Raw genomic sequence first — 16,511 nt, forward strand, 5'->3', positions numbered from 1 at the left:
CGATGACCCCGACCGTAGGACCGGCTTTAGCCGGGAAGGCGTCAGGCGTCACGCCGCTTCTATCACCTGATCCGCATCAGTCAGATCCGCATAAACCTGCGCGTTCGACGGTTCAGGCGTGAACGTCAGCGCGATGTTCTCGCACTGCTGTTTAAGCTGCTGCAACTTAAGCGGCCGGCTCAGGAAATATCCCTGGGCCTCTTCACAGCCGAAATCCCTCACCAGGCTCATGCAACGGAACGTCTCGACGCCTTCCGCCACGGTGCGATAGCCCAACTCGCCGGCCAGGTGCAGCACGGATCGAGCGATGATGCGGTTGCGCGGGTTGCTCTCAAGATCGGTGACCAGGGATTTGTCGAGCTTGAGGATGTTGGCCGGAATCTCGTGCAGGTAAGCAAAATTGCTGTAACCCGCGCCGAAATCATCGATGGCCACGTCGACGCCCAGCTCGCGGATTCGGGTGAGCTGCGCGATGACGCGTTTGTCGGCGCGGATCCACTCGCCTTCGGTGATCTCGACTTCCAGCCGTGAGGGATGCACGCCGTGTTGGTCGCAGGCGCTTTGCAGCGTCAAGGCGATGTCCATGTCGGCGAAGTCCAGCGGCGACAGATTGAGGGACAGGCGCACCTCTTCGTCGATCCAGCCGCTAAGGTCGGTCAGCGCGCGATCGATCACCCAGCGCGTCACCGTGCTGATCCTGCCGGCGCTCTCGACCAACGGAATGAATTCGCTAGGCCAGATCTTGCCCAGCATCGGGTGGGTCCAGCGAATCAACGCCTCGACGCTGAGCAGGCGGCCATCCTGCAGGCTGAAGCGTGGCTGGTACTCCAGATAGATGTCGCCACTGACCAACGACTCGCCGAGTTCACCAAGCAGCGTCAACGCGCGACGCTGGGCGCAATCCTCGGCTTCGTCATAGGCCGCCCACGGCACCTGTCGATAAACCGCCCTCCCCGCCGCGTGGGTCGCTTTGCCCATGAGCGTCGAGGCGGAATGTTCACCGTCATCACAGCACGCCAGCCCCACCGCCACCTGTTGGTGCGGGAAAGGCTCGGTAATCAGCGCCAGTAGCATGCGAATCAAATCGTCCCGGCGAAGCCGGTCGCAGCTCACCTGCAGGCAGAAATCCAGTTCGCTGACATGGTAAAGCTCGGCGATACCATCCAGACGCCGGCGCAGGGAGTTGGCCATATCGCAGCGCGACTGCTGCGCATCCAGATGACTGCTCACGCTGAGATCGGCCGCACTCGCCACCGGCTGGATGCGGATCACCACCATCAATCGCACCTCGCTCCCGGTCACCGCAAAGCCCTGCGTATCGAGCAGGAACTGCTGCAAATTCGGCAAGCGGCTGACAGGGTGACGGTAGCGCATCAGCTGACATTGCTCGACCTGCCCCATGACCAACTGAGCGAAATCTTCAAGGGCTGCCAGTTCATTGGATTCCAGCGTACGGGGCACCTGGTCGATCAGGCAAAAACTGCCGAGCACATCGCCGTGCTGGTTGCATAACGGCGCACCGGCATAGAAACGAATGCCACCCGGCGCCGTGACCAGCGGGTTGTGGGAAAAGCGCGGATCGAGTTGGGCGTCCTGAACCACCATGATCCCGGGGTTCTGGATGGTGTAGCGACAAAACGACTGCTCTATGGGCGTCTGGCTGGGTTCGAAACCCACTCGACCGGGAAACCACTGACGGTCTTTTTCCACCAGCGAGACCAGCGCCGTCGGAACGCGAAAGTGCGCAGCAGCAAGGCGACACAGGCGGTCGAAATCCTCACTATGGGCGGTTTCCAGCCATTGCAAAGCGTGAACCGCGGACAGGCGCTTCTGCTCAATTTCAAGCGAACCGATCATGGCGTGCGCCCTCCATTCCAAAAATACGTGTTGAATGATATCTCATGGCCACTATTGCCAGAACGGAATCGCGACGGAAGGTCGTTAACAACGAGCACGGACATGTAGAGAGAGTTCGGCTGAGAACAATAGAGTGATATCACAAAGACACTACTTAATCGCTTCAGTTCCAGAATTGTACAAATATATAATGTTGTACAACTATTTATAAAGTTAATACGATCCGGGCCGACAGAGGGACAAGAGCGAACCGGGCAGCCTTAGGGCTTGCGCCGAAAACGCCGTCAATTCCACTCAAGCCTGAGAAAAGGACCATTCTCACCGACGACAACCCAATCGCCCCGCTCCGGGGCTTTGAGAACAGTATGAACATTCTTGCCCCTGCCGTTTACCTGACCAACCGCCTGCGCTTTCCCGCCAAATTCGCGGTGCTGGCCATCATTGTGCTTTTGCCGCTGGCCCTGCTCGGCGCGCGCCTGCTGCATCAACTCACTACCAGCATCGATAACATTCATTCCGAACAAGTCGGCCAGCGCTATCTGATGGACGTCACCCCGGTACTGCGCCTGTCGATGCTGCAACGAGCATTGACCAACCGCCTGCTCAGCGGGGATCAAACAGCCCAACCTGACCTCGCCGCCAACCAGGCCAAACTGCTGGATGCGTACTCCAAACTGGAAACTACCGACCGCCAGCTCGGTGCGGGGCTTGAAACCGGAGATCGCGTACAACGCTTGCGCTCCGGGGCCGAAGGGTTGATCAGCCAGACCAAAACCGGGGCCGATCAGGCGACCCTGTTTGACGCCTGGAGCGATCAGATGACTCAAACGCTGAATTTCATCTATTTCATCTCCGCCACCTCCGGAATGGTCCTCGACGAAGACTACGCCTCGCTGTTCCTGATCGACCAAAGCACCCTGCGTCTGCCGCGCCAGATCAACGTGGTCGGCCAGTTGCGAGGTTTGGCCAGCGGCCTGCATGAAGGCCAGCCGCTGACAGACGCCACCCGTGGCACGATTAAATCGCTGCTCAAGCAAGAAGCCCAGATTCGCCAGGAGTTGCTGCAGAGCCTCACTCTGCTGCGTCGTCAGGAACCGGCCCTCGCCGACCGCATCCAGTCCCCCGTCAGCAGCGGGCTTTCGAGCCTGGACAGCTTTCGCACCGACCTGGAAACCTTGATCGGCTCCTCGCAAAACACCATCACCGGCATGCAGGGCCTGCCGGCCAAAGGCAACGCTGTGGTCGCCGAGCTGTACAAGGCGCAGGACGCTTTGCAAGCCGCGCTGTCAGCGGTGCTGGAGCAACGGGTCAAGGACAAGTCGGCCGAACGCACCGCCATGCTGGCCATGTTCGCCATTGCCGGCCTGCTGCTGATCTATGCCTTCAGCGGGATCTACAGCGCCATGCGTCGGGCCATGGAAGATATGTTGAGCGCCACCCGCCGCATCGCCCAGGGCGATCTCACCGCACGGGTCAACGTCGCCGGCAAAGACGAAATGGCCGACATCGGCACCGGTTTGAACCACATGGTCCAGGCCTTCGGTGAATCCCTCGCTCAGGTCGAGCGCAGTTCGAGTTCGGTGTCCGACGCAGCAACTCGCCTGAGCGCATCCATCGACCGCGCCAAGGTGTCGATGAACGCCCAGCAAGGGGAAACCGAACAGGTCGCCACCGCCATCAACGAAATGACCGCCAGTGTCGCCGACGTCGCCCAGAACACCGAAGGCGCGGCGCGTGCGGCGGAACAGGCCAGTCAGGCGTCCGGCAAAGGCCTGGGCGTGATGCAACAGACCCGCCAGACCATCGAGGCGCTGGCCGGCGAAGTCGACCTCAGCGCGCAAAAGGTCGCGGCGCTCGCGCTGCACAGCCAGGAGATCGGCGGCGTCATTGAAGTGATCCGCAACATCGCCGACCAGACCAACCTGCTGGCCCTCAACGCCGCCATCGAAGCCGCCCGTGCCGGCGAGCAAGGCCGTGGCTTTGCCGTGGTCGCGGATGAAGTCAGAACCCTGGCTTCCCGCACGCAAAACTCCACCGCCGAAATCCAGCGGATCATCCAGCAATTGCAACTGGCGACCAGCGCTGCCGTGGAGCAGATGAAAGCGGGCAAGGACCGGGCGCAGGATTGCCTGACGTCGGCCGATCAGACGTCCTCTAGCCTGAACGCGATCAACGAAGGCGTGGAATCGATCGTCGGCATGAACACCCAGATTGCCAGCGCTGCCGTTCAACAGCACGCCGTGTCCGAGGACATCAACCGCAACGTCACCGAAATCCGCAACGGCACGTTCATGCTGATGGAAGGCATCGAGGACAACGCGGTAACGGCGGACGAACTGTCGCTGCTGGCCGGCGAACTGCGCACCGTGGTCGGTCGTTTCAAACTCTAAGGATTGGACGCGCAGCGCAAAACGCTGCGCGCCATCCAACCATTAGTCAGGGCACCTGGGCCCCCGCCACCGCCACGTACACCGAGTACAACGACGTGTTCGCGGCGATGAACAGGCGGTTACGGCGCGGCCCGCCGAAGGTCAGATTGGCGACCTTCTCCGGCAGGCGGATCTTGCCCAGCAAGGTGCCGTCGGCGGCGAAGCATTGAACGCCATCGCCGGCGCTGGTCCAGATATTGCCCTGCACATCCACGCGCATGCCGTCCGGCACGCCCGGCTCAATCACCGCGAACACCCGCGACTGCCCCAGCTCACGCCCATTGATGACCTCGAACGCGCGGATGTGGTGAGGGCCATCGGGGTCGTGGGAGCGACCGGAATCGGCGATGTACAGGGTCTGCCCGTCCGGGGAGAACGCCAGGCCATTGGGCTGCACGAAGTCGTTGGCCATGCAGGCGATCTCGCCGCTGTCCGGGTCGATGCGGTAGACGTGGCGGCCCGGCTGCTCTTCGTCGGCCTGATAGCCCTCGTAATCGGTGAGGATGCCGTAGCTGGGGTCGGTGAACCACACCGCGCCATCGCGGTGCACCACCACATCATTCGGCGAATTCAGCCGTTTGCCTTCAAAGCGCTCGGCCAGCACAGTGATAGAGCCGTCCGGTTCGGTGCGGGTGACGCTGCGGGTGCCGTGCTCGCAGGTGATCAGCCGTCCCAATAAATCGCGGGTGTTGCCGTTGGCGAAATTCGACGGGGTGCGGAACGTCGACACGCCTTGCTCCGGGGTCCAGCGCAACATGCGCTGGTTGGGGATGTCGCTCCACAACAGATACCCGCCGTCGTTGAACCACACCGGCCCTTCGGCCCAGCGGCATTGGTCATACAGACGCTCGAGCTGGGTGTTGGGCAGGATCAGGCGGTGGAAACGCTTGTCATGGCATTCGTAGAGGTCGTCGGACACAGGTTCGATCCTTAATTCAGGCGCGGGCATGTTTGCGGCCGCTGACAGCGGTAATCACCGCAATGATGATCAGGCCGGTGAGGATCAGCCGCACCCCGGCGCTGGCGCCGAAGGTGTTGAGCATGCTCACCAGCAGGTAAAGGAACAGCGACGCGCCCCAGATGCCGGGCACGTTGGAAAACCCGCCGGCCACGGAGGTGCCGCCGATCACCACGACGGCGATGGAGGCCAGCAGGTATTCCTCGCCCATGCCCAGCGACGCACCGCCGGAAAACCCGGCCAGGGTTAGGCCGCAGAGGCTGCCGAACACCGCACAGAGCACGTAGGTGGCGAAGCGCATGCGGCCAACCCGGATGCCGGCCAGTTCAGCGGCGCGGGCGTTTTGTCCGATGGCCAGCACCGAGCGACCGTAGCGGGTGCGGGGCAGCACGTAGCCCATGAGCACCGCCACGGCGATCACCATGAGGGCCAGATACGGCACGCCGAAGACACGGCCGGTGGCGAAGGTGTAGAAACTGTCCGGCGGCGGCACCCGCACGCTGCGGCCATAGGCGATGGCCAGTGATTGCAGGATGAAGCTGGCCGACAGCGTCGCAATGATCGGCGGAATGCGCAGCAGGCGGATCAGCGCGAAATTGCCGCAGCCCACCAGCACACCGATGCCCAGCACGCCAATCACGCCCAGCCAGATGTTCGCATCCTGGCCGTCCATGAGCTTCATGCCCAGGGCGCCGCTGAGGGCGATGTTGGCCGGGATCGACAAGTCGATGTTGCCAGGCCCGGTGCTGATGACGAACATCTGGCCGATGCCGACAATCGCGAAGAAGGTCGAGAACGCCAGCGCGCCAGACAGCAAAGCGCCTGCGCCCTGCCCGCCGGTGAACACCAGGGTCGCCACCCAGATCATTAACGCGGCGAGGAATGACCACAGCCATGGCTTGCCGCGCAGCGCTGCAATAGTTGAAGTGCTCATAGCGGGCGTACCTCCAGACAATTGACCGCCGCACGCAGCGCCAGCACGAAAATCAGAATCGCGCCCTGGGCGCCGATCTGCCAGTCAGGCGAGATGCGGATAAACGACAGCAGCGAACCGGCCAGCACCAGGGTCAGCGCGCCAAGCACAGCACCCATGGGTGACACGCGCCCGCCGACGAATTCGCCGCCGCCAAGAATCACTCCGGCGATGGACAACAGGGTGTAGCGCAGGGCGACGTTGGCGTCGGCCGAGGTAGTCAGCCCCACCAGAAACAACCCCGACAACACGCCGAAACCCCCGGCCATGGCGTACATCGCCACTTTGATGCGCAGCAGCGACCAGCCGGCCTTGGCGATCGCCAGCGGATTGCCGCCGGCGCCGCGCAACACCACCCCGACGGTGGAGCGCATCAGGAAAAAGTGCATGGCCAGCCCGAGCACGATGCACACGATGATCGCCAGCGGAATCAGCGGTGGCTTGATCCGCACCAGCGCTTGCAGCCACTGCGGCGCCGTTCCGCCGGGTGACGGCAACAGCAGAATCGCGCCGCCGACCCAGATGAACGACATGCCCAAGGTGACGACAATCGACGGCAGGTTGCGGCTGTGGATCAGCGCACCGAGCAGCGCATACACACCGACGCACCCGGCCAGCGCCAGCCAGCCGAGGAACGGGTGCTGATCGAGCAGCGTCACGGCCACGCAGGCGACGAAGCTGATGAAACTGCCCATGGACAGATCCAGGTCGTTGACGCTGATAATCAGCATCTGCGCGATGGTTGCCAGGGCAATCGGCACCGCCAGGTTGAGCATCAGGTTCAGGCCCATGTAGCTCATGGCCCGGGGCTGCATGATGAAAATGGTCGCCAGCAAGACCACCAGCGACACCGCCGGCAAAGCGGCACGGAGCATGCGGGCACGGCGCGCGGCGTTGTTGCGCGTGGCGACGGGTGCGCGGGCAACGGAATTCAACGGGGCATTCATGGGGTTTCCTCGGCGAAGGAGCTGCGCAGGATGCGCTCCTCGCTCAATTCACTGCGCGGCATGTCGAGCACGGTCTGGCCGTCGCGGAAGACATACACGTGATCGCAATAGGTCAGCTCTTCCAGTTCGGTGGTGTACCAGATGAACGTGCGGCCGCGGGCGGCCTCTTCCATCAGAATCGAATACACCTCGCGCTTGGTGCCGACGTCGACGCCACGCATAGGATCGTCCATCAGGATGATCTGGCTGTCGGACGCCAGGGCCCGGGCAAACAAGGCTTTTTGCTGGTTGCCGCCGGACAGCGACAGGATCGGATTGCCCATGTCCGGGGTGCGAATGCTCATGCGCTTCATCCAGTCATCGGCCATGGCCTGCTCGGCGTCGGGGTTCAACAGCAGGCCGCGCTTGAGCTGGTTGAGGGAGCCGATGGTGATGTTTTCGCCGATGGACCACAGCGCAAACACGCCGTCGGTCTGGCGGTCGCCGGCGACGAAACTGGCGCCGGTGCCGCGCTTGATGCAGTCGCGCAGCACCTGGGTCAGTAACTGGCTCTGGCCGTGCCCGGCCAGCCCGGACAGCCCGACGATCTCACCGGCAAACGCCTGCACCGAGCGCTCATCGGTTTGTCGCGCCGGACGCTGTCGCACCCGCGGGCTGCCCTGCTCACGTCGGGAGGCGAAGTCCTGTGTCGCCTGCGCTTGTTCCCGTGCCGTGCCGCCCATGACTTCCACCAGCGAATCGTGGGTGAAGTCTTGCGCTGCTCGGGTTTCAACGATTCTGCCGTCACGCATCACCGCGATGCGGTCACAGGTGCCGAGCATTTCGCCGAGGATGTGGCTGATCAGCACGATGCTGCCGCCGCCCTCGACGAAACGCCGCACATGGCGCAACAGCTGCTCGGCGACCCGCGCGTCGAGGGATGAGGTGGGTTCGTCGAGGATGATCAGATCAAGGCGCTCATCGACGTTGATGAACGCCCGGGCGATTTCCACCATCTGCCGCTTGCCGATGGACAGGTCAGCGACGATGTCATCGGCGTCGATGCCGTGGCCGGGGAAAATCTGCTCGAGCATCGCTTCGATCAGCGCACCGGCCCGACGCCGCCAGCCGAAGCCGCGCAGAGCCGGCGACATCAGCCGGGTGTTCTCTGCCACGTTGAGGTTCGGGCACAGCGACAGTTCCTGGAACACGCAACGAATGCCGTGCTGACGCGCCACTTGTACCGAATAGCCTTCGCGCAGGTCGCGGCCTTCGATCAGTAACTGGCCGCAATCGGCGGCCAGGGTGCCGGCGAGCACTTGCATCAGGGTCGATTTGCCCGCGCCGTTGTGGCCGATCAGGCCCAGGCATTCGCCGGCGCGCACGATCAGGTCGACGTCACTCAGGGCGCGCACGGCGCCGAACGATTTACCGGCGCCGACGAAGGCCACCCGCACAGGTCCATTTGCGTTCATGGTCAGAATTCCTTGGCGGGCCGCAGGCAGCGCGGCCCGCGGTGCTCAAATGGAAAAGCTCACAGGGAAGCGGCGGGCTTGAGCTTGGCGACGTCGTCGACGCTGTAGGTCTCGCTGACGATTCCGCCCTTGGGCAGGTCCTTCAGGCTGGCGTCGAGGGTCTGCTGGGTGACGGTGACCGCTGGCGACAGCAGGTCATGGGGCATCTGCTTGCCGTCGAGCAACTGCTGCGCGACATAGAACGCCAGGCTGGAAATGCTCGGCCCGCTGCTGATCGAGAAGCTCTGATAGCCCTGGGCGTCGCTTTGCTTTTTCCACCAGGTCAGTTCTTCTTCGCGGTTGCCGAAGATGATCGCCGGCAACGGACGGCCTGCCGCGACGAAGGCCTGGGCAATGCCGACGCCTTCACCGCCCTGGGTCACCACGGCGTCGACTTTCGGCAGGCTCGGCAGCACGCCGGAAACGGCTTTCTGTGCCACGGTCGGTGACCAGTTGCCGTTCACTTCGCCGATCACTTTCAGGTTCGGGTGTTTCTGCGCGCCGGCGGTGATGCCGGAGTGAATGCGCTCGTCCACCGACACGCCGGCCAGGCCGCGCACTTCCAGGACGTTGCCGCCCTGGGGGAAGCGCTCGGACAGGTAATCCATCTGCTCGATGCCGGTCTGTTTGAAGTCCATGGAGATGCGGTAGGCGCAAGGCTCGGAGACGGTGCCGTCGAAGGAGACGACGATGATGCCGGCGTCGCAGGCCTGTTTCACCGCGCCGTTGAGCGCCGTCGGCGACGAGGCATTGATGACGATGGCGTCATAGCCCTGAAGGATCAGGTTCTGGATTTGCGCGGCTTGCTCGGTGGCCTGGTTTTCCGCCGTGGTGAAACTGTCAGCCGACGCGATCAGGCCATCCTTGACGGCTTTGTCGGTGGTCTGCTGCCAGCTGGCGAGCATCAGCTGGCGCCAGGAGTTGCCGGCGTAATTGTTGGAGAGCGCGATCTTCTTGTCGGAAGTATCGGCATGGGATGCGACAGGCAGAGCCATCAGGGGCGCCACGGCCAGTGCAGCGCAGAGCAATGAACGGCGTAGCGGATGACGACGACTTTTCATAGTTGAACCCTTGTTATTTTTATGGGGGCTGCAGGGTGGCCGACGGCGTCGGTCGCACCTTATTACGAACAGTACGCGGCGAGTCTGCACTGGCCGGCGCGGAGCGTCAGTGGTCAATCGTGCAGACCTGATGCGGGATCCCGCAAGCGACCTGCAGGATCCAGCGTTCTTTTTAGCGCACAGGGGCCATACTGTCCCGGCTGCCCTTTCGTTAGATTTCAAAAATAAAAACAGGTTGAAGCCCATGGCACAGCGACCGCACACCCTTGCCGAAGACGTGCTGCACCATTTTCTCGGTATTTCCCGCGCCCTCGCCGGCCAGCTGGATTTCCAGTCGATGATCGACGCCGTCTCCCGGGAAATCAGCCCGATCCTGCCCCACGACCACCTCGACGTCTGCCTGTTTATCCTGGACGGCCGCGAGCACATCACCTATGAAAGCGGCGTGCACACGCTGTGGGGCGATGTCGCTCAACCGATGCCGGTACACACCAGCCCCATTCGAGCGGTGCTGTTGGGGGAGCAGGCGTTTCTGCTGACCCACGACGCCATGAACGACGCACGTTTCGCCTTTCCCGGCGCCGCCAACCACCCTATTTTCGACGCCCGCCTGCGCAGTCGCCTGCACGTGCCCTTGCGCGCCCGGGGTGAAATCATCGGTGCGCTGAGCTGCTCGAAACACACCGAGCATTTCTACACCCTGGATGACGTGCGCCACACCCAGCACGTCGCCGATCTGCTGGCCTCGTACGTGTACGCCCTGCGCCAGACCGAACAGGCCAAACAACTGGCCATCGCCGAAGCCCAGGTGCGTGCCCGAGAAGAAGGCCTGCGCCAGGGCGCGCTGCGCCTGACCGAGGAACTGGAGCGTGAACGGCAACGGGTCGGCATGGACTTGCACGACCAGACCCTCGCCGACATGACCCGCCTGCACCGGCGCATCGCCCGCCTGCAAACCTTGCCCAGCGTGCCGGGCGAGGACTTGCGCGGCATCGCCTGCTCGCTCAAGGACAGCATGCAGGAGTTGCGGCAGCTCATTGATGCAGTGAAGCCGACGGTGCTGCAGTTGTTCGGCTTCGAAGAAGGCGTTGAAGACCTGTTGCGGCGCAGCGTCCGAGACAGCGGCCTGAGCATCGAAACGCGTCTGCAGGACAGCACCGACGGCATGGGCGATCGCTTGCCGGAGTCGGTGAAAGTCGCGGTGTTCCGCATCATTCAGGAAGCGGTGAACAACGCGATCAAGCACGCCATGCCGGACAGCATTGTCATCCACATCAGCCACACAGGCGCCCTATTGCAGCTGACCATCGACGATGACGGCATTGGGCTGGACGTCGGCCACCGGTTCAACAGCGGCGGCATTCAGAACATGCAGGTGCGCGCGCAACTGATGACGGCGCAGTTGTTTGTCGAACGCGGGCCCTATGAGCGCGGCACCCGGGTCCGGGTGTGCCTGCCGCTGGCGGATCTGCCGCTTATCGTTGAGCCTGCGCCGTCCGTTGAAACGGAGGTGCCATGCAAATCCTGTTGATCGAAGACGACCCGGTGCACCGGGCGTTCCTGCGCGAAGTCATCGAAGTGGCCCTGCCGGAATGCACGCGTTTACTGGAGGCCGAAGACGGCCAGATCGGCGAGCGGTTGTTCAGCGAGAGCCCGGTAGATGCCGTGGTGATGGACCTGCAGATGCCGTGCCGCACCGGCGTCGAAGCGGCCAAGACGATCTGGCGGCAGCAGCCGGACACATCGATTCTGTTCTGGTCGAATTACTCGGACGAGGCCTACGTAAGGGGCATCGCGCGGATCGTGCCCCAGGGGGCGGCATACGGTTACATCCTCAAGACCGCCTCGGAAGAGCGCTTGCGACTGGCCTTGCGGGGGCTGTTCATCGAGCAGCAGTGCGTGATCGACCGCGAGATTCGCGGCGTGCAGCTCAAGGCCCACGATCAGTTGTCCGGGCTGAGTGATGGCGAATACGAAGTGCTGCAGGACATCGCCCTGGGCCTCACCGACCGCACCATCGCCACCCGCCGCAACCTGTCGCTGCGCAGCGTGCAGAACCGGCTGCAGCAGCTGTACGAAAAGCTCGGCGTCTACCAGCCCGATGCGGCCGGCGAACGCAGCACCGCCTTCAACCTCCGCGCCCGCGCCGTCAACGTCGCCCTGCTCCGCCGCCTGCTCAACCGCACGGCGCTGGAACAGGCTGAGGCTGAACTCCAGCTGTGGCTGAAAAACCCCGCGCGGCATCGGTTTGGAGGGGGCTGAGGGGAGATCAAGAGCGTCTGCCTGGGGGCAGACTGTTTCACCTTCGGCGAGTTACTTGATAAAGCCCCAAGTAACCAAGGGCTTGTGCTCCTGGTTGGGCCCCTCCTGCGTCGGGGTTCCTTCACTCCGGTCCCGCTCCGTGGGCCCGCGCCGAACGGACATCCCTGTCCTGACGGCGCTCTCGCCGCATCCATGCGGCTCGGCCCACTCCGCGAGACCTGCGTTCAGCCTGCACCAAAGTCGCGTTTTGCGGTGACTGGGCCTTTTGCATATCAAGATCAAGATCAAAATCAGATCAACAGCTTCCCGGCTGAAGCCGGTCCTACAGTCGGAGGCGATTCCACAGGTGTACGCGGTGCTTTGTAGGACTGGCTTTAGCCGGGAAGAGGCCAGCTCAGGCGCCGACATTTTTGCTGACAGTCCCCCTCCTTGTGGGAGCGAGCTTGCTCGCGAATGCTGTATCACAAACACCAGATATCTGTCGGATGTACCGCCCTCTTCGTGAGCAAGCTCACTCCCACAAGTCCTTAGCGTCTGCTCTGTCCTCGATCTGCTTTTGATCTGCTCTAGATCTGCTCTTGATCTGCTTTTGATCTTCCTACGCCAAAAGCCCAAACGACACCAATCGCGAATTGGGTGCAGGCTGAACGCAGGTCTCGCGCAGTGGGCCGAGCGGCATGGATGCCGCGAGAGCCGCCCCCCGCCATGGATGGCGGATGGCGGCGGGCCCACGGAGCGGGACCGGAGTGAAGGAACCCGACGAAGTCGGGCCCAACCAGGAGCAAGCACCCTTGGTTACTTGGGGTGCTTTTCCAAGTAACTCGCCGAAGGCGAAATGTCTGCCGTTAGGCAGACGCTCTTCCCGGCTGAAGCCGGTCCCACTAAATGCAGGTGGGGAACGCGGGATCCCCCTGGCTTGTCGATTAAAGCAAGACCGCGACGCGTCGCTTAATCGAACGATGTCACCCAGGAGCATTGCCCATGTGCAGGAACCACACCCGTAACCCCATCCTCTGCCTCATCCCCCCGTACCTGCTCGACCAGATCGCCCGCAACGGCAACAAAGCCCAGCGCGAAGCGGCCCTGCGCACGCGCGCCAAAGACAACACCTTCCGCTCCCTGCGCCTCAGCGCACAACCCGACCGGCGCCTCGTTCACCTGGCCGCCGTAGCCCCCACCGGCAAACGACGCTCCATCTACACCGCCGACGGCGGCGAAACCCTGCCCGGCACCCTCGTCCGCGGCGAAGGCCAGCCCGTCAGCGGCGACATCGCCGTCGACGAAGCCTACGACGGCCTCGGCGCCACCTTCGACTTCTTCTTCGACGTCTTCGACCGCAACTCCATCGACGACGCCGGCATGGCCCTCGACGCCACCGTGCACTTCGGCAAGGGCTACAACAACGCCTTCTGGAACTCCGCGCAGATGGTCTTCGGCGACGGCGACCAGTCACTGTTCAACCGCTTCACCATCGCCCTCGACGTGATCGGCCACGAACTGGCCCACGGCGTCACCGAAGACGAAGCCGGGCTCGTCTACTTCAACCAGGCCGGCGCGCTGAACGAATCGATGTCCGACGTGTTCGGCTCGCTGATCAAGCAGTACGCCCTGAAACAAACCGCCGAGCAGGCCAGCTGGCTGATCGGTGAAGGCCTGTTCACCGACAAGATCACCGGCAGCGCCCTGCGCTCGATGAAAGCCCCCGGCACTGCGTTCGATGACAAGGTGCTGGGCAAGGACCCGCAACCGGGTCACATGGACGACTTCGTCCACACCTACGACGACAACGGCGGCGTGCACATCAACTCGGGCATCCCCAACCATGCGTTTTATCAAGTGGCGACGCGCATTGGCGGCCATGCCTGGGAAAAGGCCGGGCGCATCTGGTACGACGCGTTGCGCGATTCACGTTTGCGACCCAATGCCGGCTTCGTGCGCTTTGCGCGGATCACCCACGATGTGGCCGGCCGGCTGTACGGTGTAGGCGAAGAAGCCCAAATCGCGGTAAAAGAAGGTTGGGCGGCCGTGGGCATCAATGCGCAATGATCCGCCATGGCCATCTGGCAAAAGAAGGAGCCACCCACATGCGTATCTCATTCAGCGAAAGCGGCGGGGTCGCCTATTTTCCGGGCTTGAACAAGCCCAATACCATTGAAGTGGACGCCCTGCCGGAGGGCGACCAGAAGGAGTTGCGACAACTGGTCGACGCGTCCAAATTCTTCGCATTGCCGGAAGGTCGACACCCCGCCCGTGCGCTGCGCGGGATGCAGCATTACACGCTGACCATCAGCGAAGGCGACCGGGAGCGCACAGTCTGCGTTCCCGCTCCGGTGGAATCCGGTCCGTTGCAGGGCCTGATGCAGTGTGTCCGGCGCCACGTGTCCGGCTAGCCCCATGACCGCGCGCCGGGCAAACCGCTATGCTCGGCGCCATTACTCCCTGCTCTTCAGGAATCCTGTGCCCAACCTTCTCTCATCTGTCCTCCGTCGATTTACGCCAACAGCCCGCAGTGCCGACGCGTCACGCGGTGCCCATCGATGATGCCTGTCCGCCGCCTGTGCCTGGTCCTCGGCGATCAGCTGTCCTTCGACCTGGCCTGCCTCGCCGAACTCGACGCCGAGCGCGACGCCGTGCTGATGGTCGAGGTCATGGAAGAAGCCACCCACGTCGCCCATCACCCGCAAAAGATCGCCCTGATCTTCAGCGCCATGCGCCATTTCGCCCAGGCGCTGCAGGAGCGCGGCATCATCGTTCAGTACGTGACGCTGGACGACCCGCTGAACACCGGCTCGGTGCCGACTGAATTGCAGCTCTGGCATGCGTCCTTGCAGGCCGAAGAAGTCCACGCCACCGAATGCGGCGACTGGCGTCTGGAGCAGTCCATAAGGGAATGCGGCCTGCCGCTGGTCTGGCACAGCGACACGCGCTTTCTGTGCTCCCGCGAAGAGTTTGCCAAATGGGCCAGCGGCAAGATCCAGCTGCGCATGGAATTCTTCTACCGCGAGATGCGCCGCAAGCAGCGCCTGCTGCTCAACAGCGACGGCACGCCCGTAGGCGGTGCCTGGAACTTCGACGCGGAAAACCGCAAGGCGCTGCCGAAGCGGGTCTCGGCGCCCTACCCCGCGCGCTTCGCACCGGACGCCATCACCCGTGACGAGCTGGAGCTGGTGCGTGAGCGATTCGCCAGTCACTACGGCTCGCTGGACAATTTTGACTACCCGGTGACCCACGCCGACGCCCAGGCGCTGTGGCAGTACTTTCTCGATTACGGGCTGGCGGCCTTCGGTGACTACCAGGACGCCATGGCCATGGACGAGCCCTTCCTCTTCCATGCGCGCATCAGTGCGGCGCTGAACATCGGCCTGCTGGATCTGCGCCAGCTGTGCAGCGACGTCGAGTCGGCCTACTGGTCGGGAGGTGTCGCGTTGAATGCGGCGGAGGGCTTCATCCGCCAACTGATCGGCTGGCGGGAATACGTGCGCGGCGTTTACTGGCTGAAGATGCCGGATTACGCCGACGGCAACTCATTCGGCAATACCCGGGCGCTGCCGGAGTTCTACTGGACCGGGCAGACCAAGATGAACTGCATGAGCCAGGCCATCGGCCAGAGCCTTGAACACGCCTACGCTCATCACATTCAGCGGCTGATGGTCACCGGCAACTTCGCCCTGCTGGCCGGCATCGCGCCCAAAGAGATCTGCGAGTGGTACCTGGCGATTTACATGGACGCCTTCGACTGGGTCGAGCTGCCCAACACCCTCGGCATGGTCATGCACGCCGACGGCAGTTATCTGGGTTCCAAGCCCTATTGCGCCAGCGGCCAGTACATCAAGCGGATGTCCGATTACTGCGGCAGCTGCGCGTACAAGGTCAAGGAAAGCACGACGGAGGACGCCTGCCCGTTCAACTCGCTGTACTGGCATTTCGTGATGCGCCACAGCAACCTGCTGCGCGCCAATCAACGGATGGGCATGGTTTACAAGAACCTCGACCGGATGACCGAAGCGAAACAGGACGCGCTGTGGCAAAGGGGCGAGTCCCTGCTGGGCAAACTCGACGCCGGAGAGGCGATTTGAAGAAGAGCGAGCTGCCGGTAAAGACCTGCGTGGTGTGCGGGCTGCCGTTCACCTGGCGGAAGAAATGGGCGCGCTGCTGGGATGAGGTGCGTTACTGCTCGGAGCGTTGCCGACGGGGCAAGCGCTCCGGGTCGTGAAAGGGTTCAATCGGCGTCAGCGGGCCAATACGGGGGGGCAGCGCCTGATCAGTGGACCTGTGCGCGACTGGCTCTGCCGATCAGCCTGATCAACAACTGCTGCTTGGGGCCTGCGGTTGTCTCGCGGGCCACCTTGATCAAGTATTCCTGCGGGATCAGCCCGCCCGCCTCGGCCAGGGCTTCGTAAATGGCAAACAGCCGCGAATCAATCGTCGTCTCCTCCGCGCATTCGATCAGATAGGCAATTCCCGGATTGGCTTGTTCGTTCACAGTGGATCCTCCTTGTATGTCAGTTACTTCAAAGGAGAGGCACGCGCG

Annotated in this window: 14 protein-coding genes and 1 pseudogene; 8 read left to right on the forward strand and 7 right to left on the reverse strand. The window is 63.0% G+C overall.

Annotated features, from left to right (window positions below; genetic code table 11):
• Positions 1-48 precede the first annotated feature (48 nt).
• The gene (locus tag IFT47_RS18805; protein WP_192173617.1) at positions 49-1,857 is read right to left on the reverse strand and encodes a sensor domain-containing diguanylate cyclase; all 1,809 of its coding nucleotides are present in this window, start codon (positions 1,855-1,857) and stop codon (positions 49-51) included.
• A gap of 1,415 nt (positions 1,858-3,272) precedes the next feature.
• Here IFT47_RS18805 and IFT47_RS28200 point away from each other — a divergent pair.
• Both IFT47_RS28200 and IFT47_RS28205 read left to right on the forward strand, forming a co-directional pair.
• A pseudogene (locus IFT47_RS28200) lies at positions 3,273-3,383 on the forward strand (HAMP domain-containing protein); the annotation flags it as partial.
• Positions 3,384-3,542: 159 nt separating this feature from the next.
• The gene (locus IFT47_RS28205; protein ID WP_446731164.1) at positions 3,543-4,247 is read left to right on the forward strand and encodes a methyl-accepting chemotaxis protein; all 705 of its coding nucleotides are present in this window, start codon (positions 3,543-3,545) and stop codon (positions 4,245-4,247) included.
• 46 nt (positions 4,248-4,293) lie between these two features.
• On the opposite strand, the gene IFT47_RS18815 is transcribed toward IFT47_RS28205, so the two are convergent.
• Genes IFT47_RS18815 through IFT47_RS18835 form a run of 5 tightly spaced genes read right to left on the reverse strand, consistent with a single transcriptional unit; the run spans position 4,294 to position 9,718 of the window.
• Positions 4,294-5,205: an SMP-30/gluconolactonase/LRE family protein gene (locus tag IFT47_RS18815; RefSeq protein ID WP_282373467.1), complete on the reverse strand. Its 912-nt coding sequence runs from the start codon at positions 5,203-5,205 to the stop codon at positions 4,294-4,296.
• Positions 5,206-5,221: 16 nt separating this feature from the next.
• Positions 5,222-6,178 carry an ABC transporter permease gene (locus tag IFT47_RS18820; protein WP_192173614.1) on the reverse strand — a complete coding sequence of 319 codons (957 nt, stop codon included), beginning with the start codon at positions 6,176-6,178 and terminating at the stop codon, positions 5,222-5,224.
• The gene (locus tag IFT47_RS18825; RefSeq protein ID WP_192173613.1) at positions 6,175-7,164 is read right to left on the reverse strand and encodes an ABC transporter permease; all 990 of its coding nucleotides are present in this window, start codon (positions 7,162-7,164) and stop codon (positions 6,175-6,177) included. The genes IFT47_RS18820 and IFT47_RS18825 overlap by 4 nt, the downstream gene beginning before the upstream one ends.
• Entirely contained in the window at positions 7,161-8,618 is a 1,458-nt protein-coding gene (locus IFT47_RS18830) for a sugar ABC transporter ATP-binding protein (RefSeq protein WP_192173612.1), read from the reverse strand. Before IFT47_RS18830 ends, IFT47_RS18825 begins: the two co-directional genes overlap by 4 nt.
• Before the next feature lie 59 nt (positions 8,619-8,677).
• Positions 8,678-9,718, reverse strand: coding sequence for an ABC transporter substrate-binding protein (locus tag IFT47_RS18835; RefSeq protein WP_192173611.1), 1,041 nt, complete (start codon positions 9,716-9,718; stop codon positions 8,678-8,680).
• Positions 9,719-9,962: 244 nt separating this feature from the next.
• Here IFT47_RS18835 and IFT47_RS18840 point away from each other — a divergent pair, with 244 nt between their 5' ends.
• The 6 genes from IFT47_RS18840 to IFT47_RS18865 all read left to right on the forward strand — a co-directional run bounded on the left by IFT47_RS18840 (position 9,963) and on the right by IFT47_RS18865 (position 16,193).
• Positions 9,963-11,249, forward strand: coding sequence for a GAF domain-containing sensor histidine kinase (locus IFT47_RS18840; RefSeq protein ID WP_192173610.1), 1,287 nt, complete (start codon positions 9,963-9,965; stop codon positions 11,247-11,249).
• Positions 11,234-11,980 (forward strand): response regulator transcription factor, encoded by a 747-nt coding sequence (locus tag IFT47_RS18845; protein WP_192173609.1) that lies wholly within the window; start codon positions 11,234-11,236, stop codon positions 11,978-11,980. Before IFT47_RS18840 ends, IFT47_RS18845 begins: the two co-directional genes overlap by 16 nt.
• Before the next feature lie 981 nt (positions 11,981-12,961).
• Positions 12,962-14,026, forward strand: a complete 1,065-nt coding sequence (locus IFT47_RS18850; RefSeq protein ID WP_192173608.1) for a M4 family metallopeptidase — start codon at positions 12,962-12,964, stop codon at positions 14,024-14,026.
• Positions 14,027-14,064: 38 nt separating this feature from the next.
• Positions 14,065-14,370 carry a protealysin inhibitor emfourin gene (locus IFT47_RS18855; RefSeq protein ID WP_192173607.1) on the forward strand — a complete coding sequence of 102 codons (306 nt, stop codon included), beginning with the start codon at positions 14,065-14,067 and terminating at the stop codon, positions 14,368-14,370.
• Between the two features lie 147 nt (positions 14,371-14,517).
• Positions 14,518-16,056, forward strand: a complete 1,539-nt coding sequence (locus tag IFT47_RS18860) for a cryptochrome/photolyase family protein (protein ID WP_192173606.1) — start codon at positions 14,518-14,520, stop codon at positions 16,054-16,056.
• A complete protein-coding gene (locus IFT47_RS18865) occupies positions 16,053-16,193 on the forward strand; it encodes a DUF2256 domain-containing protein (protein ID WP_192173605.1) in 141 nt (46 codons plus the stop codon). The genes IFT47_RS18860 and IFT47_RS18865 overlap by 4 nt, the downstream gene beginning before the upstream one ends.
• A 48-nt stretch (positions 16,194-16,241) precedes the next feature.
• Here the strand turns inward: IFT47_RS18865 and IFT47_RS18870 are convergent, their stop codons facing one another.
• Positions 16,242-16,463 (reverse strand): hypothetical protein, encoded by a 222-nt coding sequence (locus tag IFT47_RS18870; RefSeq protein ID WP_192173604.1) that lies wholly within the window; start codon positions 16,461-16,463, stop codon positions 16,242-16,244.
• Between the last annotated feature and the right edge of the window lie 48 nt (positions 16,464-16,511).

This window comes from Pseudomonas sp. CFBP 13711, from assembly GCF_014842265.1.
Lineage (GTDB): Bacteria > Pseudomonadota > Gammaproteobacteria > Pseudomonadales > Pseudomonadaceae > Aquipseudomonas.